Raw genomic sequence first — 22,019 nt, 5'->3', positions numbered from 1 at the left:
AGACCGATGGCGAAGAGCAACATCGCTGCATTAGTATGGGGCGTCATGATCTTCGGAAGCGGTTGCGAAGAAAAGAACACCTACGTGGAGCCACCGCCCCCACAGGTCACCGTCAATCGGCCGATTTACCGAAAAGTAAGGGAATATCTGGAATTTACCGGAAATACCCAGGCGTTCAACACGGTCCAACTGGTCGCGCGCGTGCAGGGCTATTTGGAAAAAGTATTGTTTAACGACGGAGACAGCGTAAAGAAAGGTCAGCCGCTGTTCTTGATCCAGCAGGATACTTATCAGGCCAAACTGAAACAGGCGGAAGCGCAAGTGTTGCAGCAAAAAGCCAGCCTCGACCATGCCCAAACCGAGTTGGAGCGGTTTGGCGGCTTGGTGCGGCAGCATGCGGCCGCCCAGACCGACGTGGATCGATGGCGATTCGAACGCGACAATGCCAAGGCCGCACTGATCGCTGCCGAGGCCAAACGCGATCTGGCGCAATTGGATCTGGGTTATACCGAAGTGGCGGCTCCTTTCGACGGCCGGGTCGACCGCCGCCTCAAAGATCCCGGCAATCTGGTGGGAGCGGGTGAATTTACTCCCCTGGCGCACATTAATCAGATAGATCCGATCTACGTCTACTTCACGATCAACGAGACTGAACTTCTAAAGGTTATTAGACAAACCAATGTCGGCCCGGGGGAAGCCGAAAAAATGAAAATTCCGGTCTCGCTCGCATTGTCCGACGAAAAAGATTATCCCCATCACGGTTTTCTCGATTTCACCGCGATTTCGGTGACTCCGACGACGGGCACGTTACTGTTGCGGGCCCGTTTCCCGAATGCCGACGGCGCGATCCTGCCGGGTTTGTTTGCACGCGTTCGAGTCCTTGTCGTCAACTCGGAAAGGATGGCTTTGGTGGTCCCGGAAACGGCGATCGGTTACGACCAATTGGGTTCCTACCTGCTGGCAGTGGACAGTAACAACCGCGTCGAACGAAAGTCAGTCAAACTTGGGGCTCGAGTGGATGAAGAACGAGTGATCGAGAATGGGATCAACGATCAGGATCGGATCATTATAGCGGGTCTGCTGCATGCAATTCCGGGAAATAAAGTGGTTTCCGAATCCCAAGCGCCGACAAAAGCGGAAGGCGGCCGGGAGCATGCTGCAGACCCGGCCAAACTCGAGAAGCCGTCCCCATGATTTCCCGATATTTTATCGAACGCCCCATTTTCGCGAACGTCATCGCGATCGTTACGGTCATTCTAGGACTGGTGTGTTTTTTGAATTTGCCTGTGTCGCAGTACCCTCCCATCGTGCCGCCGACCATTCAGGTGACTTCCCGCTATCCGGGGGCCAGCGCCGAGGTGGTGGCCGCCACGGTCGGCATTCCGATCGAGCAAGCGGTCAACGGCGTGGAGAACTCGCTGTACATGTCCTCGACCAGCGCCAGCGACGGAAGTTACACCTTGACGATTACGTTCAATGTGGGCACCGATCTGAATACGTCGATGGCGCTGGTGCAAAACCTCGTCAACAGCGCGTTGCCCCAACTTCCTTCCTCGGTGCAGCCGCAGGGAGTCACGGTCAAAAAAGTGTCCACGGACATCCTGCTGGTGGTGGGGTTGTATTCGGAGGACGACCGCTTCGATGAAACTTTCCTTTCCAATTACGCGGTAATCAATCTGCAAAATCCGCTCGCGCGTCTGCCCGGCGTCGGCCAGATTGCGGTTCGAGGCGCGGGACCCTACAGCATGCGGGTCTGGCTGAATCCGGAAAAGCTCCGTTACTTCAGCCTGACCACGCTCGACGTGATCGGCGCGATCCAGAGCCAGAATCTGCAAGTGGCCGCAGGACAGTTGGGCGGACCTCCCGCGCCTGTCAACCAGGCTTTCCAGTTTACGGTCAATTCGCTCGGCCGTTTGGCCGACGTCTCGCAGTTCGAGAACATCGTGATCAAGAGCGCCCGCAACGAATCGGCGCAAATCGTGCGCATTCGCGACGTCGCCCGCGTCGAGCTCAGCCGGCAGAGTTACAGCAATTTTTCCCAATCCAGCGGGCACAAAGCCGCCGTGATGCCGGTATTTACCCTGCCCGGCGCCAACGCGCTCGATGTCGCGGAAGAAGTGAAACAGGCGATGGCCAAGATGAGCAAGGATTTTCCGCCGGGCCTGAGCTACGAAATCCGTTACGACACCACCAAGTTCGTCCGCAGCGCGATCCACGACGTCTACATCACGCTGTTCGAGGCCGGCATCCTGGTGCTCGTGGTCGTCGTGCTGTTCCTGCAGGACTGGCGGGCGACCCTGGTGCCCGCCACCACCGTCCCGGTCACGCTGATCGGCTCGTTCGCGGCGATGGCCCTGCTGGGTTTCGGGATCAATCTGTTAACCCTGTTCGCGCTGATTCTGGCGGTCGGCATCGTCGTCGACGATGCGATCGTCATCGTCGAGAACGCCTCGTTTCACATCGAACAAGGCCTGTCCCCTAAAGACGCCACAATCAAGGCAATGCAGGAAATCACCGGGCCGATCATGGGGATTACGCTGGTGCTGGCGTCGGTGTTTTTGCCGGCCGCCTTTCTGCCGGGCATTACCGGCCAGTTGTTCCGCCAGTTCGCGTTGATCATCGCCGCCACTGCCATCATCAGCGCGATCAATGCCCTGACGCTTAAACCGGCCCAGTGCGCTCTGTGGCTGCGTCCGGCTGGAAATAAAGAGAGCAACTGGTTTTCCCGAGGCTTCAACAAGGCTTACGGATGGTTTGAGAATGCCTACGTGCGCCTGGTCGCCTGGATGGTGCAGCGGGCCGTTGCGATAACTCTGCTGTATGCGCTGATCATTGCCGTCAGCGTTTGGCGCTTTGCTTACCATCCGACAGGTTTTTTACCTACCGAAGACCAGGGCTATGCGATGGTCATCACACAACTTCCGGACGCGGCTTCGCAGCCGCGGGTAGTCGCCTTAACCAGGCAGTTGAACAGGATATTCCATAAAACCCAAGGCGTGGAAGCCTGGGTAACGATCGGCGGCTTGTCCATACTGGACAGCGCCAACGTCTCCAACATGATCACCACGTTTATCGTTTTTGACGACTGGAACAGGCGCGGATCGAATTTGAACCAGGATGCGATCACCGCCAATCTGCGCCGGGATCTGACGGCCATCGAAGAATCCCGGTCCATCGTATTGATTCCTCCGCCGATCCGGGGACTGGGCCAGGGCGGCGGTTTCCAGTTGATGGTGGAAGACCGCCAAAGTTTAGGCCTTGCCGAACTGCAAAAAACCGTCGACGAAGTCATCCGTTCGGGGAGCACCCAGTCCGGCTTACGAAATTTGACCTCTACGTTCAATGCACGCAGTCCCCAGTTGTTTCTGGACATCGATAGAACCAAGGTAGAATCGCTCAACATCCCGCTCAACAACGTGTTTTCAACGTTGCAGACCTATCTGGGCTCGTCCTTCGTCAATCTTTTCAACAAATTCAATCAGGTCTTCCAGGTTTACGTGCAGGCCGACGCCCCGTTTCGAGCGCAGCCGGAAGACATTAAAAACCTTTATGTGCGAAATGGACAAGGCGAAATGGTGCCGTTAGGAACTCTGCTGGAGGTGAAAAGAACAGTAGGCCCCGAGCTGGTATTGCGCTACAACCTTTATCCTGCAGCGCAAATATACGGCGCCGCGGCTCCCGGATTCAGTTCGGGGCAAGCGTTAAATCTCATGGAACAATTGACTGCTAAAACCTTGCCGAAAGGAATCGGTTTCGACTGGACCGCAACTTCCTTCCAGGAAAAGCAGATAGGCAAACAAGCTTACTTCATTTACGGTCTTTCGATCGTCCTGGTTTTTATGGTACTTGCGGCTTTATACGAAAGCTGGACCAGCCCTCTGGCCGTGGTGATGGTGGTGCCCATGGCTCTGGTCGGAGTGCTTCTGGCTTTGATCATGCAGGGTTTCGACAATAATCTGTACACCCAGGTCGGCTTGATCCTGATGATCGGGCTGGCCTGCAAAAATGCGATCCTGATCGTCGAATTCGCCCGGCAACTTCAGACCGAAGGAATGACCGCGACCGATGCGGCGGTGGAGGCCACGCGCCGGCGCTTTCGCCCCATTGTAATGACGTCTTTTGCCTTTATTATGGGCGTCTTGCCTTTACTAAGTGCCTCGGGAGCCGGCGCAGCCAGCCAGCAGGCCATTGGCACGGTAGTGTTCGGCGGGATGCTGTCGTCGACGTTATTGGCGATTCCGTTCGTGCCCGTACTTTATATAATCATGTTGCGGTTGTCGGCCTGGAGTACCGGTCTCTTCTCAAAAAAAAACTCCGCCCGGGAAAATAAGCCTGAATGAATGGCTTGGCATTTCCATCTTGCCAACGGGTGATAAGTGGCAATGCGAAGGCAATTTTCATCTTCCGCTGCTGCCACAGCCATGACGGCTATCGTATCGGCTGCCGGTCTCTATAGCTGCGATTGCAAATAGTTTTGCAATCCTATGGCGTCAATCAGATGCAGTTGCTTTTCCAGCCAATGGGCGTGGTCTTCTTCGGTATCCTTCAACATCACGCCGAGAATCTCCCGGGTCTGGTAATCGTGGTGTTTTTCGCAATACGCGATCACCTCGCGCAGCGCCCCTATTACGCTGATCTCCAGATCCAGATCGTTTTTTAACATTTCCGGCACGGTGCGCCCGACATGCAAAGGTTCCCGCTTGGTTAAATCGGGCGTGCCTTCCAGAAACAGAATACGTTTGATCAAGGCGTCGGCATGGTTCATTTCGTCCTGGACTTCATGGCTGATGCGCTCGTAGAGTTTGCTAAAGCCCCAGTTTTCATACATTCTGGAATGAATGAAATACTGATCGATGGCGCTCAGTTCACCGGCCAGCAATTTGTTAAGGTGAGTAATTATTTGATCATCGCCTTTCATTATGATTTCTCCCAAGGGCTTAAGATAGAGGATAAATTCCCCGGCGCAGGCCAGCGCATCCGACAGACTTTTCCACTCGATTGCTGTTTTGCGAATTATATGGATATCCCCCGCCTACGGCAAATTCCGTACCGGACTTCATAGTGATGAGAAGCTTGACAGCATTCAGCTTTTATTTATAATGAGAATTATTATTATTTGCACCCATATTGATTCAACCTATTTCTAACCTTCCCGATCAAGCCACCCAGCGTTCCTCGCCAGGCAGCCATGAAGTTTTTACTGCATTGAACAAGAGGAACCTATGTCCGAAATTTTTACAAAACGCGCCGGTAAATGGCGGTTGGGCACGCTTTTGCCGTTGGGGGCGGCCTTGAGCGGAATGGCGCTTGCTGCCGAAACGCCTCCGGCAGCCGAGGCAAACGAAGAAATCGTGTTGAAAGACGTCAAGGTGAAGGCCGCACGCGATAAAAAAAACGACGGATTCAAGGCCGATACGGCCTCGACCGGCAGCAAGATCGCGATGCCGATTCGCGACATTCCGCAATCGGTCAGCGTGGTCAAGAAAGAACTGATCCAGTCGCAAAACGCATTCAATCTGCGCGATGCGTTGAAAAACGTCTCGGGTCTGACGATTGCCGCCGGCGAAGGCGGACGCACCGGCGACTCGATCACTCTGCGTGGTTTTTCGGCCAATTCCGATCAGTATCTGGACGGCGTCAAGGAAAACGGCCAATACAGCCGGGATACGTTTTTTCTGGAACGCGCCGAAGTACTGAAAGGCGCTTCGTCGATCCTGTTCGGACGGGGCACGACCGGCGGCGTGATCAATCAGATTTTCAAGAAGCCGACCGGCAAAAACCAGGTGATCGGCGATTTCACTTACGGGACCTACGATTTCAAACGCTCGGCAATCGATGCGGAAACGGCTTACGACAAGTTGTCGGCGCGGCTGAATCTGATGTGGCAGGACAGCGATTCGTTCCGCGACTACAATTTTAACAACCGCTGGGGCATTGCCCCGTCGTTTCTATTGAAGATTACGCCGGACACCGAGTTGTCGATGAATCTCCTGCATCAGGAAGAAGACGGCGTGTTCGATTACGGCGTGCCGATGTACCAGGGCAAGCCGGCCGGAGTGCCGATCAATATCTATTACGGTTTTCCCGACAACCGGATGCTGGATACCGACGTGAACGTCGGCACGGTCGCCCTGTCGCATCGTTTCAACGACGAGTTTTCAGTCAAGAATACGGTACGCTACGGCGAATACGACCGGAAATACCTGACTCATCTGTTCGGCTCGGTCACCGACACGGGGCTCACTTCGACGGTCGCGAGAACGCAGGCGCTGCGCGGCAACCGGCAGGAAAACCTGTATAACCAGACCGATTTCGTATTGAAAAGACCGCTGTTCGGTTTCGGCAATACTCTGATGTTCGGCGCCGAATTCGGCTGGGAAAATTACGATTTCAAATCGAAGAACTCGACCGGCGTGCCCTCGATCTCGATTTTCAATCCGGTGCTGACGCCGTCGGTCGGGGCGGGCCTCGCCACCGATTTCAGCGGTACGCTGGCGACCGACCGTTACACCGAAACCCGCACCTATGCCGGCTATCTGATGGATCAGTTCGAGCTCTCGCCCGAGTGGAAACTGCTGGCCGGGGTGCGCTATGACGTGTTTTCGGCGGCACAGAACGACCGCCTGAACAATGCCAACGATTTCGCCCGGATCGATCGCCAATGGAATCCGCGCGCCGGCATCGTCTGGCAGCCGACCAAGGCCCAGTCGTACTATTTCAGCTACGGCACCTCGTTCAACCCCTCGGCCGAGGCCTACAGCCTGAGCGAGGCGACCAACACATTGCCGCCGGAAAAGAACCGCAACTTCGAGATCGGCGCGAAATACAATCTGTTCGGCGGCCGGCTGGCGGCGACCGCCGCGTTGTTCCGTCTGGAGAAAACCAACGCCCGCACCGCGTCGGCGACGAATCCCGACCTGACGGTGCTGTCCGGCGAACAGCGCACCGACGGCTTCGAGCTGGGCCTGTCCGGAGAAATCCTGCCGCGCCTGGATCTGTCGATGACTTACGCCTATCTGGACGCCGAAGTCACCAAGTCCAACTCGACCGCGGTCGGCACGGTCAGCGGCCAGACCAAATCCCTGCAGGGCATGATTCCGGTCAACGTGCCCCGGCACAGCGGCGTCACCTGGCTCAGCTACCATCTGACCGACGACTGGGAGATCGGCGGCGGGGTGTTCTACAGCAGCGAACGCCATACCGACACGGTCAACGAAGTGACCCTGCCCGGCTACGCGCGGCTCGATGCGGTAGTGGCGTACCATCAGAAACATTACGACGTGCAGTTGAACGTGTTCAACCTGACCGACACGGTGTATTACGAGTCCGGGCAGACCCGCTCGGCATTGCCGGGGGTGCCGGTATCCGGTCAATTGTCGGTCAGATTGAAATTTTAACGAAGGCTTGATCAGCAAATCGCCTTATTCTTCAATCCATTTCAAATACCGAACTTCATGCGCACCTCCTCCGATCCTGTCTTCGAACCCCGCCGGAAAACCGGCGGCGGCTATCTGTTCCTGCCGAAACGCTGGGCGCGCGGCCCTTTTCTGAAATGGCTGCGCCGCACTCATGGCTGGATCGGACTCTGGGGAGCGTCTTTGGGATTCTTGTTCGGCTTTTCCGGCGTCCTGCTGAATCACCATGAATTAATGAAAATCCCGGCCGCCAGGGTTGAAAAAACCGAAGCGCAATTGACGCTACCGGAGCCTCTGCCCGGCGACCCGCAAGCGCTGGCCTTCTGGCTGGGGCAGAAATTCAATCTGGACGCCGGCACCGCCAGAATTCTGCGCGAGCCTAAAAAAACATTGGTCTGGAACGGTGTCGGCATCGAGCAGCCGCCGCGCTGGCAAATCACGCTGCGCACCCCCCGCGAATCGGTGCAGGCCGAATACTGGCCGGGCAATCGTTTCGTGACCGTCAAACGCGGCAGCGGCAATCTGTTTTCGCTGTTGACCAATCTTCATAAAGGCGTCGGCATGGGCATCGGCTGGGTGCTGCTGGCCGATACGCTGGCGGGCGGACTGATCGTATTGAGCCTGACCGGCATTTTGCTGTGGACGCGCCTGCACGGCGGACGCCTTGTCGCGGCCGGTCTGGGATTCGGTTCGCTCGCTTTGGCTGCCGCTTTTACCTGGCAAGCGGCGGGAGGCTGAACGTGCTGATCCAGATTCCCGAAGTTTTATCCCCGGAGGCCCTGGATCGGTGCCGGGCCGTCCTGACCGGCGCGGACTGGGCGGACGGCCGGATCACTGCCGGCACGCAGTCGGCCAGGGTCAAACAGAACCTGCAATTGCCGGAGCTGTGCGAGGCCAGCCTGGCCATCCGTCAGATCGTGCTCGATGCGCTGAACCGGAACGCACTGTTCTTTTCGGCGGCCTTGCCCAAACGCATTTTTCCGCCGCTGTTCAATCGCTACGAAGGTGTCTACAACGCCTTCGGCAATCACATCGACAACGCGGTGCGCACCTGTGCCGCCACGGGGGCACGGATCCGGACCGATCTGTCGGCAACGCTGTTTTTAAGCAATCCCGACGACTACGACGGCGGCGAACTGGTGATCGAGGATACCTACGGCGAACACGCGGTGAAACTGCCGGCCGGCGACATGGTTCTGTATCCGGGCTCCAGCCTGCACCGGGTGGAACCGGTCACGCGCGGCGCAAGGCTGGCATCGTTTTTCTGGATCGAAAGCATGGTACGGGAAACCGAACGGCGCCGGCTGTTGTTCGAAATGGACATGGCGATTCTGCAACTGCGAGAAACGCAGGGGGATTCTCCTCCGGCCATCAGTCTCACCGGGTGCTACCATAATCTTCTGCGAATGTGGGCGGATGTGCAGTGACGGGGTCTCAAGCAGAAGTCATCGGATCAATAAGGTCTGACCGGCCCCATTTTCCCCTTTTCACTGGAATCGTCCTCGAAATGAAACTCTTCATATTCCTCATCGAAAGGAATATTGCCGTCATGGACCAGATATTCGCGCTGTTGCAAGTACGCATTTTTAAAAAACTCGTAACGATCCAGAGCCGCTTCCGTAGCGATTTTTTCGGTAGTTAAATTATCCGCTCTCAAGTCGACCGTATTGACTCCGAACAAACCCGTGGAAGCGGCGCCGCTGCTGAAAAAACCGACATAAGTGATCGGATTCATCGCGGAATCGCCGATCATGCCGCCGACGCCCCTAGGAGTGCTGGGCCCGAAAAACGGCAGGACCAGATAAGGTCCGGTCGGCACGCCCCAGACGCCCAAAGTCTGATCGAAATCTTCATTGTGTTTGGGCAAATCGATCATGTCCGCTACGTCGATGAAGCCGGCGATACCGGCAACGGTGTTGACGAGAAAGCGCGCGCCATCCTTGCCGCCCTGGGCGAACTTCAATTGCAGCAAATCGTTGAGGATGACGCCGATATCGTTAATGTTGCTGAAAAAATTGCTCACCCCGCGATCGGCGAACGAAGGCATTACAAATTGATAACCCTCGGCTACGGGTTTCATTATATAATCGTCCAGATTATCGTTAAAAGTCTGCGCGCCTCGATTCCAACCTTCCCAGGGATCCTGACGATCCTTATTCGAGGTTGCACAGCTCACTAAAAGAATCATTCCCAGAAACCCGGCAATTCGCGTGATTAATTTATTATTTTGCATTGTATCGACTCTAATTTTCGCTAAAGGGTTATTCCAGCTTGAATGCGCGTACCATATCATAAATGAATTACGCCATCGAGCACCTGCGTAATTACACCGATCGAATCGCTTTATCTCTTTTTTTCCTTCTTTCTAAATGGACACATCCTTTATTCCTTTGGAAAAACGATTCAGAGGCTATTTACCCGTTATTATAGACATCGAAACCTCCGGCTTTAATCCCAAAAAAAACGCTTTACTGGAAATTGCCGCGATCATCGTCGAATTCAACGGCAACCGGGACCTGCAAATCACCGAGCGCTATTCGACTCATATCATTCCCTTTAAAAATGCGGAACTGGACGAATCGGCGCTCAAATTCAACGGCATCGACCCCTATCATCCTTTCCGTATGGCGGTCGAAGAGGACGAAGCCCTGCATACGATCTTCCGGCCGATCCGGCACGCCATGAAACGGAATCAGTGCACGCGGGCCATTCTGGTGGGCCATAACCCGGCTTTCGACATCAATTTTCTGAACGCCGCGATCCATAGGACACAAAACAAACGCAGCCCGTTTCATCCGTTCAGCACTTTCGATACGGCCACGCTGGGAGGACTGGTCTACCAGGAAACCGTGCTCGCGAAAATCGCCAAGGCGGCCGGGCTGGAATGGGACAATGAAAAAGCCCACTCGGCGCTCTACGACGCGGAAGTCACGGCCGAACTGTTCTGCCGGATAGTGAACCGCTGGAAACAACTGGATTCCCAACCGCTGGATGGACGCGGTCTGAGGGACTAACGGAAGAAGCGCGCTTTTCCCGTGCGCATGAATCCGATACCCGGCAGCCGCATCCCGCCCCCTCCTTATATGGCAAATCGTCAAGCTTGAGGCATCGCGCGATCTCCTTATTGACGCTATCTCCATAAACGCCGTATGATGAATTACCGGAATAGATTCACGTGCGAAGATGGGCCAGGAAATTTCGTTAACTCAATTTGAAGAAGGCGATTTTCAATCTTTTCGTCGCCGACTGGAACAGGAAACGTCGCTGTTAAACCGCCTGATCGACCAAAAAGCCTGCTCTTCGCGCAGTCCCGTAGCCGGTTTTGAAATCGAAGCCTGGCTGGTGGATCGGGACCTGCGGCCTTCCCCGATCAACCAACGCTATCTTGAGACGTTGAAAGATCCCCTAGCTTCGCCCGAGCTGGCCAAATTCAACATCGAACTCAACAGCGCCCCGGTATCGTTAACGGGCGACGTCTTTGCCCGATTGCATCGGCAGTTGCAGGCCACCTGGCAACGAGCCCACCGGCATGCGGAAAGCATGGACCATCATATCGTCATGATCGGCATTCTGCCCACTCTGGAACAGGCCGATTTAACCCTGAGCAATATGTCCGACATGCACCGATACCGTGCCTTGAACGAACAAATTCTGCTGGCGCGCGGCAAGCCGGTTCATATCGATATCGGCGGCGCCGAACATTTGAGATTCGACCACCACGACGTCATGCTGGAATCGGCGACGACGTCGTTTCAGACCCACATTCAACTTCCGGCCGAGATAGCCCATCATTACTACAATGCCTCCATCATAGCCTCTGCCGCGATGGTGGCTCTGTGCGCCAATTCGCCCTTCCTGTTCGGCAAGGAACTTTGGCACGAAACTCGGATTCCTCTGTTCGAGCAGGCCGTCGAATCCGGAGGATTTGAAGGCGCAGCCTCAGGCCCGCTTCGGAGGGTCAGTTTCGGTTCCGGCTTCGCCCGGCATTCCATCATCGAATGTTTTCAGGAAAACCTGGCGCATTTTCCGGTTTTGTTGCCGGTTCTCCAGAATACCGACACCGAAGCCTTTGCCCATTTACGGCTGCACAACGGCACCATCTGGCGCTGGAACCGGCCATTGGTCGGTTTTGACGAAGACGGCGCTCCCCACATTCGAATCGAGCATCGAACGCCTCCGGCCGGCCCTACGGTGGTGGACGCCATCGCCAACGCCGCTTTTTATTACGGTCTGAGCAAAAATCTGTGCGACGAAATCATCGACAAAGGTTTGCCGCTCACTTTCGCCCAGGCCAAAGACAATTTTTATCAGGCCGCCCGACACGGGCTCGACGGCGTGATTCTCTGGTTCGACCATTCCAGACATCGACTGGATCATCTGTTCAAGGCGGAACTCCTTTCAAGAGCCGTTTCCGGACTTCAGTCGTTCGGAGTCGACGCCTCGGACATCGACAACTACCTTGGCGTCATCCGTCGGCGGATTGTCTCGAAACAAAACGGCTGCGACTGGCAGCGCCGCTTCATCAAGGAGTGTCATGGCGACTTCACCGGAATGACCGAACAATACCTCGTCAATCAAAACGCCGGACATCCTGTCAGCGAATGGATATTTCAGTGAATAAACCGAACCTTGCCCAATTCGACGCCATTCCCGAAGGCCTGCTGGAAGCGGACACCGAAACTTTGCATACGATCTTGCCCGGCCCCACCTTGATCCATTTGGCGGGACGCCAGGCGGAACCGCTGTTCATTTCCGTCTTGCTGCACGGCAATGAACCGACCGGTTTCAAGGCGGTCCAGTTGCTTTTGAAAAAATATCAAAACAAAGAACTGCCCCGTTCCTTGTCGATATTCCTGGGCAATATCGCGGCGGCCCGTGACAATTTGAGGCGGCTGGACGACCAGCCCGATTACAACCGCATATGGCCCGGCTCCGTCTTGCCGGCCTCTGCGGAAACCGAGATGGCGCAAGCCGTGGTCTCGATCATGCATCAGCGCCGGGTTTTCGCCAGCATCGACATACACAACAATAGCGGCATGAACCCTCATTATGCCTGCATCAACCGGCTCGACAACCGTTTTTTACAATTGGCTTCCCTGTTCGGCCGCCTGATCGTCTATTTTACCCAGCCTAAAGGAGTGCAATCCGCCGCTTTTGCGGAAATCTGCCCTGCGGTTACTCTGGAATGCGGGCGGCCGGGCCAACAATACGGCATCGAGCACGCCCTGGAATTTCTGGAGTGCAGCCTGAAGTTGAATGAATTTCATGAACATCGGGTGTATCCGCAAGACGTCGATCTTTTTCATACCGTCGCCCTGGTCAAAGTCGACGAGAAAATCAAATTCAGCTTTCACGAAACGGATGCCGATCTTTTGCTTTCCGAGGACCTCGAACGCATGAATTTCACCGAAGTAACGCCGGGCACCATCCTGGGCAAGACCAAAGCCGACGTAGACATGCCGCTGATCGTTCAGGATGAATCCGGCAATATCGTGACCGAGGCATTTTTTTGCCTGAGTGATCGGGACTTGCAGATTATCCGTCCTCTCATGCCTTCGATGCTGACCCTGGACGAGCGGATTATCAGGCAGGACTGCCTGTGCTATTTAATGGAACGGATTCATCTTGCCGAGAACCCTTCCCTTGCGCGATCCCTATGCTCATGACTAAATCTTTTCGTCTACACCCACAGTTGGAACAGGATTGCATCCCGTTAGGCCGTTTTGAGCTCTGCCGCTTGCTGATGATGAACGACAGCCTTTATCCCTGGTTTATCCTGGTCCCGGAAAAGCCGGACGTGACTGAAATTTATCAGTTGAGCAAAGAGGATCAGATTCTGCTGATCGAAGAATCGAGTTTTCTCGCAAAAAATTTGTCGGAGCTGTTTCTCGCGGACAAGATGAATATCGGCGCCATCGGCAACATGGTGCCTCAGCTCCACGTCCATCACATCGTCCGATACAAGACCGATAAAGTCTGGCCCGCTGCGATTTGGGGAAAGACGGAGAAGATTCCCTACACGGAAAAACAAATAAGCGACAAAAAAATTCTCGTCAAGAACCAGTTGAAAGGCCGGCTGCATCCCTGGACTGCGACGGGGGAAACCTGATCATTCTTCCGAGCCGCCGATGGAAGGCTCCTGCTTCCATCGGCGGTTCCGGGCTCAAAACTCAATCCGGCTCAGTTTTTATCGATTTTAAGCGCCAGGAACATCGGATTTCCTCGGCGCTGAACCAGGAGCGCCAGGGACTTGCCGACGGGCAGATTGCTCACGGATTTATTGAAATCCGAGACGTTACGGATGACCGTGCCCTGAATCCTGAGGATCACGTCACCGGGCTGGATGCCTGCATTTTTAGCCGGGCCGTTCGCTACGTTCTTCACTAAAACGCCGCCTTTGGCCACGTCGAGCGCTTCTCTTTGCTCGCCGGTCAGTTCAACCACGCTGATGCCGAGTTTATTGGAAGGCTTGTCTTCCGTTTGGGCTTCGGCCAATTTCTCTTCCTGCTCCGGCAGCAATCCGATCATAATAGGAACGGTCTTGGTTTCACCCTGCCTGATGATTTTAAGCTTGGCGTTCTCGTTAATGGGCGTCATGCCCACCATAGGCGGCAATTCACCCGACGTCTCGATTTCTTTTCCGTTGAATTCGATGATGATGTCGCCGATATGCAGATCGGCTTTCTCTGCCGGACTGCCGGGAATAATTTTGGAGACCAGAGCGCCTTGCGGTCTTTGCATGCCGAACGATTCGGCCAGTTCCCGCGTGACGTCCTGGATCTGAACGCCCAGCCACCCCCTGGCGACCTTGCCGGTGGATTTCAATTGGGACACGACGTTCATGACGACGTCCATCGGAATGGCGAACGACAAGCCCATAAACCCGCCGGTTCGGCTATAAATCTGGGAATTGATGCCGACTACCTCGCCGTCCTTATTGAATAACGGCCCACCTGAATTGCCCGGGTTGATCGCCACATTGGTCTGGATGAACGGAACGTAATTGCCTCCCGGCAAACTACGGCCCTTGGCACTGACGATGCCGTCGGTCACCGACTGTTCGAACCCGAAGGGCGAACCGATGGCGAATACCGGCTCACCGACCTCCAGCTTGTCGGCGGAACCGATGGTGACCACCGGCAGATCGTTGGCGTCCACCTTTAACAAAGCCACGTCGGTGCGGGCGTCGGAGCCGATGACTTTAGCCAGTAATTCGCGCCGGTCCGACAATTTGACGACGATCTCGTCGGCATCTTTCACGACGTGATGGTTGGTCAGCACATAACCGTCCTGGGAAATAATAAATCCCGAACCCAGGGATTGAGTATCCCTTGGAATGTAATCTCCGCCCGGACCATTGAAAAAATGCTTGAACAATTCTTCCATTTCAGGCGGCAGTCCTTCGGGTAATTGCTGATCGTTGGGCAATTTGTCGGATTCGGGCGGCGCTTTTTGCGTGGTGCTGACGTTGACCACCGCAGCTCCTTTGGTTTTTACCATTTGAGGTAAATTAGGCACTTGCGCCCATGCGTTGTGATTTATCAGAATCACTAAGAAAAGACACCACCTTAGCTTTTTGAGCATATCAACTCCAGTTTCAACTTTGAATATGTAAATTTAAATACTGCATCTTATTTTGTTCGACCGGACCGATATTACGCTTCCTGTCGACGTCCGGCCTCTCCGAAAGGAAGACTGCGCATCTTCCGGACAAACTGAAGTTTTCCGATTGATTTCCGTAACAGATAAACCAGCCGATGCCGTCGAATAACGGCAAAATTTCCCTTGGGCCGCACCAGCCACTTGCTTACATGAGGCTCCATACTTTCTGAAACTCAGTTCGGCGATTGTTGACCACAGCCTGCAAACGCACGCATCCTGCATTTCACCCTTACGGTAATAGTATCGGCTTTGGTCGCCGTTTCGGCTGGCCGGCCTCGCGGCGGTAGAATTTTTTGCTTCATGCCGCCGGCGGCTCAATCCTTTTTGGAAGTCTCCTCATTGGAAACCGCCGGCGGGCTCTTTAGCCTGACTCCTTCGGCAATCATCCGGACCGTTGCCGCGGGCACTTCGCCCATAACGGTTATCAAATAATCATCCAGAACCCGGCTGAAGGAATTGATGGCTCCGGCCGATCGAAAACCGGCCGGTATCGCGAGCTTTTTATTTTCCAAATAGACCGAAACCGAAGCAAAACCGTCGCTGAGTACCAGATGATCGACCAATTGATCGACATTGTGCATGGGCTTCCGGTTAAAAAATATTTCTTTGAATCCCGGCGGCAATTGAACTGCTTCAAACGGCGCCCGGTCCGGCGGTTGATTCTGAAACGTCTGCCGGCCCTGCAGCATCGATCCTGCGGTATCCGCGTCGGGCTGCTTTAGATCGACAAAGGCCAGTTGTTCCGTAACGTGTTGTTCGGTGAAAATGATCTGTTCCAGAATCGCCCCGGAGGGATCGAACACAACGACTTTAAGAGGCAGGAACTTCTTTTTCTCGACCCAGACCTTCCGGGCATATCTGAATTCATCGGTCGGTTTTATCGCAATGACGTAACTCGGCAGCATCGCGATGTCTTCCTCGCCGTCCAGCTCGAACTGGTAGATGCCGGCCAGGTCGTCCAGATTTTTCGGCATGTCTATGAGAAAGGAGCTTTCATAAGGGCGGTAATCGACCATCATTTGCCGATTATTGTTGAACCGGCATTGCACCTTGCCGACTTCCCTGACGACCTCCCGCAACGGAGAATTCAACGATAACAAACGCTCCTGCTCCTTACCGTTTTTAACCGCATGGAAATACTTCATCGTTTCCAGCTTGTCGTTTTTGAAAAACGCGACCGTTCCCTGATAATTGAGGACTTGCATCGCATTGTTCATTTTAGTCAAAGTCTGTCGGGCAGTCATGCCAGTGTCTTGCGCCGATACAGTCCCTGTCGATAAAAAGAAGGAAAGAAAAAAACGCTTAAAGATTGTCATTGCTGGTTATAAGCGGTAACGCGGGCGTACGGCTGAAAATTAGCCTGACCATTGATATAAACACTGCTGTTGTGCGCCTGCAGATAATCGTTGATTTGTTTATTGATCGAGCTTTGGTCAATTTGCGGATTGGTTTCTCCGGCCGGCCTAGAAGGGGTGATGGAGGTCTGGATTGCCGAGGCCGTTCTGATTTCTTCCGAGGGTCTGTTGATTTTCAATCCCGCGATCATTGCGACTAAAGCAATGGACGCCGCGGTGGCGAAAATTTTACGGCTGATTTTGACGTCCCTGGATTGGGGTAATAAATAAGTCGGCTCCTGCCGGAGCTTCTCGCTGATTTTTGCAGAAAAATCAGGATCAGGCATAAAAAAAACATCTGTTTTTAATGCCTGACTGACCGCTTCGTACCGATTCAGTTTGTCTTTCAAATCGGCAGAAGACTGGATTTTTTTCAGAAGAATCAATGCCTCGTTCCGGTCAAGTTCATTATCCAGTAGTTGAGAAATTTTTTGTGTCGAATCTTCATGCATTGAATGTTCACCGTAAATCGAGCAAAGGGGTTAATTTACTATCGATGGCTTCACGAGCTCTGAATATCCGTGAACGCACCGTACCTACAGGACAATCCATCGCCTCCGCTATTTCTTCATAGCTCATTCCTTCAAACTCTCGCAACATGATCGCAACGCGCATTTCTTCCGGCAATTTAGCGATGGCCGTTTTAATCGTTTCCACAATTTCCTCGTTTAATAGCTGTCTTTCAGGGGTTTCCATGCCCTGCAACTGAGGCGCTTTTTCGATCTGCTCTGCGTCCAGAACATCCACTTGAGCGTCCGCGCTTCTGCGTGACCGGGACATCAGATAATTCTTTGCCGTGTTGATGGCAATCCGGTATAACCAAGTATAGAACGCACTTTCTCCCCGGAAGTTGCCGAGTGCCCGATAGGCTTTAATAAATGCTTCCTGCGCCACGTCCTGGGCATCACTCGGATCTTTGATATAGCGATTAACCAGTTGAATAATCCGGTGTTGATATTTAATCACTAGCAGATCATAAGCCGATTTATCGCCCTGCTGCACACGCAAAACCAACTCTTCATCTAATTGTTCGCCTGCTCGGGTATGACTATTCACTAGTTATTCCTTGTTAAAATGGACAGAATTCAAAGTCATAAGTTCTCTGGTTGCAAAAAAAATTGCCATCACTATAAAAAACGTTATTATCCGTCAATCCAGTAGACAAAGCTATTCTTGTAATGGCGTCAATCATCCGTTTCCGCCTTGCCTATTGACCGGTGGAAACGAGAAGAGTGACCCTTTTTATGCCCATTTTATGCAGATTTCCAAAAATTACGACGTTCTTATTATTGGCAGCGGCGGTGCCGGACTAAGTCTGGCCCTCAAACTCGCCGACCATTCCCTGCGCATTGCCGTACTGTCCAAGTTTGCGTTAACGGCCGGCAGCACTTATTATGCCCAAGGCGGCATTTCCGCCGTATTCGATGCCGAAGACTCGATTGAATCCCATATAGAAGACACCCTGAATGCCGGCGCCGGACTGTGCAATCCCGAAATCGTACGGCTTACCGTTACTCATGGCAAAAGCTCGATCGACTGGCTCCGTCAACAAGGCGTCGTCTTTACCGAAGAACAGACTCAATCCGGAGAGACCAAACTCCATCTCAACCGGGAAGGAGGCCATTCCCACCGGCGTATTGTACATACCGCCGATGCGACCGGTAAAGCCGTATCCTTGTCGTTGATCGAACGCGCCCGGGAACACGAAAACATAGAATTATTCGAATTCCACAACGTCGTCGAACTGATCACTCGCTCCACCCTCAGCAACACCCCATTCCCGGCCCACAAACGCGTTGTCGGCGCCTACGTTCTGGACAGCAAACATCAGCAGGTCATGACCTTCGGAGCGCCCGTCGTGGCGCTGGCGACCGGCGGCGCCAGCAAGGTTTACCTTTACAGCACCAATCCGCAAAGCGCCACCGGCGACGGCATCGCCCTGGCCTGGCGGGCCGGATGCCGGATCAGCAATATGGAATTCATGCAGTTCCATCCAACCTGTCTGTATCATCCGGAAGCCCGCTCCTTTCTAATCAGCGAAGCAGTCAGGGGCGAAGGCGGCCGGCTGATCCTGCCCGACGGTTCGCCGTTCATGCAGCGATTCGATCCGAGAGGCGAACTGGCACCCCGCGATATTGTTGCCCGGGCGATCGACCACGAAATCAAAAAACGCGGCATCGACTGCGTCTATCTCGACATCAGCCATAAATCCGAGCAGTTCATTCGCAGCCACTTCCCTACGATTTACCAGCAGTGCCTAAAATTCAACATCGACATCACCCGACAGCCGATTCCGGTCGTGCCCGCCGCTCATTATACGTGCGGCGGCGTATTGACCGACAGTTATGCCCGTACCGACATCGCTAATCTGTACGTCATCGGAGAAGCCGCCTGTACCGGGTTGCACGGGGCCAACCGCATGGCCAGCAATTCATTACTGGAATGCCTGGTGTTTGCCGAGCGCGCCTATGAAGACATATTAAACCGTTTTCCTTCGATCGAGCCGGTGCCGGAAATACCGGATTGGGACGAATCGCTGGTCAGCGATTCCGATGAAGAAGTCGTCGTCTCCCACAACTGGAACGAATTACGTAATTTCATGTGGGACTACGTGGGCATCGTCAGAACCGATAAACGCCTGGCCAGAGCCCTGCATCGCGTGGAACTGCTCAAAAAGGAAATTGCCGAATATTACGGAAATTTCAGGGTGACCAGCGATCTGCTCGAGTTGCGCAATCTGGTGATTGTGGCGGAATTGATCATCCGCTGCGCCCGGCAGCGCAAGGAAAGCCGCGGGCTGCATTATACGCTGGATTATCCGTACACAGACGATGCCCACCCGGCGCAGAATACGGTATTAACTCCGGAAGCCAGGATTAAAGAGCAGTGAGCCGGACTCCGACTTAAGGAAAAGCGGCTTGAGGACTGGACTAAAGCGCAAAAACCGGGGTTCGGCCATAAGCCGGATTCTAACTTATAAAATGAGCCGCTTCGCCCTTTTTAAACAAGGCGCTTCCGACGCCACCCATAAAAACAGAATCATAGCCGGACCCAACAAGGTGAACTTCGCTAAATCGCGCTCTGCATTTTGATACCGAATAAAGAAGGTCTTATTCTTCCAGCAATTTGTCCAGTTCGTGCGCGGCATGATCGCAATCGGTAGTGGATTTCATGACCTGGCGCCGCAATGAAAACGGCTCGCTTAAACCGTCCATTTCACGGGAAACATACACGTTGAGCGGTTCACAGATCTGGTGCATGTGCTGTTCGGATTGCAAGATCTGCTCCATATTGCTTTTCTCCCCGGTTTCAAGAAGCATCATCACCTTGGTGGTCATCTCGTTCTGAAACCGGAAGACTTCTTCCACATAATGCTCGAACTCTTCCCTGGAATGGCCGATCGGACCGTATGCTCCGAACAAAGGGGCCGTGCAACTCGGCAACGCCGCCATAAATAAAGCCAGCATCGCGATTCTAAGATAACTCAAATTGTTATTTTGCCTTGCCATGAAATAAATTGCACCAGTCGATCTGTTCAAGATAATAATACGCCGTTCAATTTTAGCCTGAAAATGCGGCCAAGTCCTACCGGCTCATTTTAGTGAATGACGTCTTTTATCACAATGGCGGAACGGACGAAGAAAGATCCCTGCAAAAAAGTCTGCAGTAAGCCGAAGCCGGCGGGCATGTGGCTTTTGCTTTGTTACGTGATCGTCTCGGCGATTTCTGTATCCAGTCCTTCGGTCCACTCTTCTTTTTAGAGAAAATCCCAGGTGAAGAAGGACAACCACGGCGTCTCTCCGCGCCGATCTTTTCCCAAGATAAAATACCTTTGCTATTTTCTCTGTTTTTTGTATCATCCTAAAACGATGAAAATGGCTATTTCTTCTATCCGTCGGCAATTTATAAAGAAGCAATGCCACAAAACGAGAGCAATATCATTAATCTCGGAAGCAGCAAACGTGACCGGCAGGCAATAGAGAATCGAGACTCTCCCCCGCCTTTCCGGAACGTGAATCAGCTTGGCTTTCTAATCAAAAATAAAAACTACAAACAGGGTGTAAAAAATAATGGCTGAAAAAACAGTGAGCAAGTATCTGCTCAACCTTGAAAAATATTTTGCCAATGACAATCCGATATTGCAAAAAGCTTCCAGAGTGTTTCATGAACTCGACCAACTCGAATACGATCTGAGTCTTCTCGATACCGATGAAACAACCGCCGTCAAAAACTCCTGGTGGCCCATCATCACCCTGATAGGCGGCAGTTCGACCGCCAAATCCCGGTTCATGAACGGCTATTTCGGCTCCGACATGCAACTGTCGGGAATCCAGACCTCCGGCCAAAAATTTACCGTCCTGCTGCATAACGCCCAGCCGAACTCCGCCACGCTGCCCGGCACCGCGCTGGACGTCGATCACCGCTTCCCGTTTTATCAGATCAGCCAGAAAATTGAGCAGCAACAGCCCGGCGAAGGCGGCCGAATCAATTCTTATCTTGAATTAAAAACCATCCCGAGCGAACGGTTAAAAGGCCGGCTTTTTATCGATGCGCCCGATATCGACAGCGCTTCCGTCAGCCCGATCACCCGTTATCTGACCCGATACAGCATCGAGCATTCCGATCTGGTACTGATATTTACCGATACGTTCGACTCCTCTTCTCCGATGGTGGACGAATTGCTGGCGAACATTGCTTCCGCTCAGGATTCCAGCAAATTCACCTATCTCATCGATGCGCCGGGAGCCGCGCTGAGCTCTTCCCGCCACAGCGAGATCATCGCTTCCTGGCAGCGAAAGCTGGCAGAAAAAGGCATCACCGGCGGCCAGTTTCTTATCCTTCCCGGTCAGGAAGCCAGTTTCATACCGCAAACCACCAAAACCGATTTTTCTTCAATGGACCAGTACCTGGCTACGGTAGCGAATAACCGCACCTACCGTATCCTGCAATCGCTGGAACAAAACATTCGCGAAATTGAAGGCGTGGTTATTCCGGAAGTAAAGAAAGGCATCACCACCTGGAAAGAAAGAGCCACCATGTCGAGCTTGCTGATCCTGAGCTTTATCATCGTGTTGAGCCTGTTTGCCGAAATTAATTCAGGGATAGTCCTGGCCACGCTGGTGGATCCGATTCTAGGCCCGATTTCGCTCCTGGTGCTGATAGCCTTCATGATTCCCATTCATCTGGTCATCAGCAAACTTCACGCCAAGGTCATCATCAATCAGCTCAATGCACGGCAAAAAGAACTGCATTTGCTCGAAAACCTGAGCAATTTATTCGAAAAAAATCTGACCTTCGCCCGCATCGTGCTGCCCATCTCGGAGCCGGCCGGATGGAACAAGAAAACCAAATCCCGCCTGGCACAGCTTTCGGCCAAAACCCAGGAGCTGGTGCAGGCCCTGAACGACAGCTTCAGTGCTTATAACGAGCATCTCGTTCCGGGTTTTTCGGATACTTCGGGACACTAAAGCATTCCTTCACCGTCAGAACAATCAAAGGACATAAACGTTGTAACAGATACTGACCTTGCCTAACCTACTCACCGGAT

Annotated in this window: 18 protein-coding genes; 11 read left to right on the top strand and 7 right to left on the bottom strand. The window is 53.5% G+C overall.

The window, feature by feature from the left end; translation table 11 throughout:
- Positions 1 to 6: 6 nt before the first annotated feature.
- Both A3OW_RS0121600 and A3OW_RS0121595 read left to right on the top strand, forming a co-directional pair.
- Positions 7 to 1,194 (top strand): efflux RND transporter periplasmic adaptor subunit, encoded by a 1,188-nt coding sequence (locus A3OW_RS0121600; RefSeq protein ID WP_051091874.1) that lies wholly within the window; start codon positions 7 to 9, stop codon positions 1,192 to 1,194.
- Positions 1,191 to 4,340 (top strand): efflux RND transporter permease subunit, encoded by a 3,150-nt coding sequence (locus A3OW_RS0121595; protein ID WP_020565544.1) that lies wholly within the window; start codon positions 1,191 to 1,193, stop codon positions 4,338 to 4,340. Before A3OW_RS0121600 ends, A3OW_RS0121595 begins: the two co-directional genes overlap by 4 nt.
- Positions 4,341 to 4,450: 110 nt before the next feature.
- On the opposite strand, the gene bfr is transcribed toward A3OW_RS0121595, so the two are convergent.
- The gene (gene bfr, locus A3OW_RS0121590) at positions 4,451 to 4,918 is read right to left on the bottom strand and encodes a bacterioferritin (RefSeq protein WP_020565543.1); all 468 of its coding nucleotides are present in this window, start codon (positions 4,916 to 4,918) and stop codon (positions 4,451 to 4,453) included.
- Positions 4,919 to 5,222: 304 nt separating this feature from the next.
- Between bfr and A3OW_RS0121585 the strand changes: the two genes are divergently transcribed.
- From A3OW_RS0121585 to A3OW_RS0121575, 3 genes are read left to right on the top strand one after another with little or no spacing between them, the layout of a single operon-like run.
- Positions 5,223 to 7,397: a TonB-dependent receptor gene (locus tag A3OW_RS0121585; RefSeq protein WP_020565542.1), complete on the top strand. Its 2,175-nt coding sequence runs from the start codon at positions 5,223 to 5,225 to the stop codon at positions 7,395 to 7,397.
- 57 nt (positions 7,398 to 7,454) lie between these two features.
- Complete coding sequence (locus tag A3OW_RS0121580; protein WP_020565541.1) at positions 7,455 to 8,153, top strand: PepSY-associated TM helix domain-containing protein; 699 nt, start codon at positions 7,455 to 7,457, stop codon at positions 8,151 to 8,153.
- A 2-nt stretch (positions 8,154 to 8,155) separates the two neighbouring features.
- On the top strand, positions 8,156 to 8,842 hold the full coding sequence (locus A3OW_RS0121575; protein ID WP_020565540.1) for a Fe2+-dependent dioxygenase: 687 nt from the start codon (positions 8,156 to 8,158) through the stop codon (positions 8,840 to 8,842).
- 26 nt (positions 8,843 to 8,868) lie between these two features.
- Here A3OW_RS0121575 and A3OW_RS0121570 read toward each other — a convergent pair whose 3' ends face one another.
- Complete coding sequence (locus tag A3OW_RS0121570; RefSeq protein ID WP_020565539.1) at positions 8,869 to 9,648, bottom strand: MlaA family lipoprotein; 780 nt, start codon at positions 9,646 to 9,648, stop codon at positions 8,869 to 8,871.
- Between the two features lie 136 nt (positions 9,649 to 9,784).
- Between A3OW_RS0121570 and rnt the strand changes: the two genes are divergently transcribed.
- From rnt to A3OW_RS0121550, 4 genes are all read left to right on the top strand, one after another.
- A complete protein-coding gene (gene rnt, locus A3OW_RS0121565) occupies positions 9,785 to 10,429 on the top strand; it encodes a ribonuclease T (protein ID WP_020565538.1) in 645 nt (214 codons plus the stop codon).
- 169 nt (positions 10,430 to 10,598) lie between these two features.
- The gene (locus A3OW_RS0121560) at positions 10,599 to 12,032 is read left to right on the top strand and encodes a glutamate--cysteine ligase family protein (protein ID WP_020565537.1); all 1,434 of its coding nucleotides are present in this window, start codon (positions 10,599 to 10,601) and stop codon (positions 12,030 to 12,032) included.
- Positions 12,029 to 13,081, top strand: a complete 1,053-nt coding sequence (locus A3OW_RS0121555) for a M14 family metallopeptidase (protein WP_232422412.1) — start codon at positions 12,029 to 12,031, stop codon at positions 13,079 to 13,081. The genes A3OW_RS0121560 and A3OW_RS0121555 overlap by 4 nt, the downstream gene beginning before the upstream one ends.
- On the top strand, positions 13,078 to 13,524 hold the full coding sequence (locus tag A3OW_RS0121550; RefSeq protein ID WP_033411850.1) for an HIT domain-containing protein: 447 nt from the start codon (positions 13,078 to 13,080) through the stop codon (positions 13,522 to 13,524). The genes A3OW_RS0121555 and A3OW_RS0121550 overlap by 4 nt, the downstream gene beginning before the upstream one ends.
- Positions 13,525 to 13,595: 71 nt before the next feature.
- On the opposite strand, the gene A3OW_RS0121545 is transcribed toward A3OW_RS0121550, so the two are convergent.
- The 4 genes from A3OW_RS0121545 to rpoE all read right to left on the bottom strand — a co-directional run bounded on the left by A3OW_RS0121545 (position 13,596) and on the right by rpoE (position 17,527).
- Positions 13,596 to 14,999 (bottom strand): DegQ family serine endoprotease, encoded by a 1,404-nt coding sequence (locus tag A3OW_RS0121545; RefSeq protein ID WP_026223819.1) that lies wholly within the window; start codon positions 14,997 to 14,999, stop codon positions 13,596 to 13,598.
- 392 nt (positions 15,000 to 15,391) lie between these two features.
- The gene (locus A3OW_RS0121535) at positions 15,392 to 16,321 is read right to left on the bottom strand and encodes a MucB/RseB C-terminal domain-containing protein (protein WP_232422411.1); all 930 of its coding nucleotides are present in this window, start codon (positions 16,319 to 16,321) and stop codon (positions 15,392 to 15,394) included.
- A gap of 68 nt (positions 16,322 to 16,389) precedes the next feature.
- Positions 16,390 to 16,923, bottom strand: a complete 534-nt coding sequence (locus A3OW_RS0121530) for a sigma-E factor negative regulatory protein (RefSeq protein WP_020565531.1) — start codon at positions 16,921 to 16,923, stop codon at positions 16,390 to 16,392.
- 7 nt (positions 16,924 to 16,930) lie between these two features.
- Positions 16,931 to 17,527 (bottom strand): RNA polymerase sigma factor RpoE, encoded by a 597-nt coding sequence (gene rpoE, locus A3OW_RS0121525; RefSeq protein WP_020565530.1) that lies wholly within the window; start codon positions 17,525 to 17,527, stop codon positions 16,931 to 16,933.
- Positions 17,528 to 17,726: 199 nt separating this feature from the next.
- Here rpoE and nadB point away from each other — a divergent pair, with 199 nt between their 5' ends.
- Positions 17,727 to 19,361 carry an L-aspartate oxidase gene (gene nadB / locus A3OW_RS0121520; protein ID WP_020565529.1) on the top strand — a complete coding sequence of 545 codons (1,635 nt, stop codon included), beginning with the start codon at positions 17,727 to 17,729 and terminating at the stop codon, positions 19,359 to 19,361.
- A gap of 220 nt (positions 19,362 to 19,581) precedes the next feature.
- Here the strand turns inward: nadB and A3OW_RS0121515 are convergent, their stop codons facing one another.
- Positions 19,582 to 19,959, bottom strand: a complete 378-nt coding sequence (locus tag A3OW_RS0121515) for a hypothetical protein (protein ID WP_026223817.1) — start codon at positions 19,957 to 19,959, stop codon at positions 19,582 to 19,584.
- 582 nt (positions 19,960 to 20,541) lie between these two features.
- Between A3OW_RS0121515 and A3OW_RS0121505 the strand changes: the two genes are divergently transcribed.
- Complete coding sequence (locus A3OW_RS0121505; RefSeq protein ID WP_020565526.1) at positions 20,542 to 21,939, top strand: P-loop NTPase family protein; 1,398 nt, start codon at positions 20,542 to 20,544, stop codon at positions 21,937 to 21,939.
- Positions 21,940 to 22,019: the final 80 nt, after the last annotated feature.

It is taken from the genome of Methylosarcina fibrata AML-C10, from assembly GCF_000372865.1.
GTDB classification, from domain to species: Bacteria; Pseudomonadota; Gammaproteobacteria; order Methylococcales; family Methylomonadaceae; genus Methylosarcina; species Methylosarcina fibrata.
Note: the sequence above shows the minus strand (reverse complement) of the source record. Positions and strands in the feature narration are given on the sequence as shown.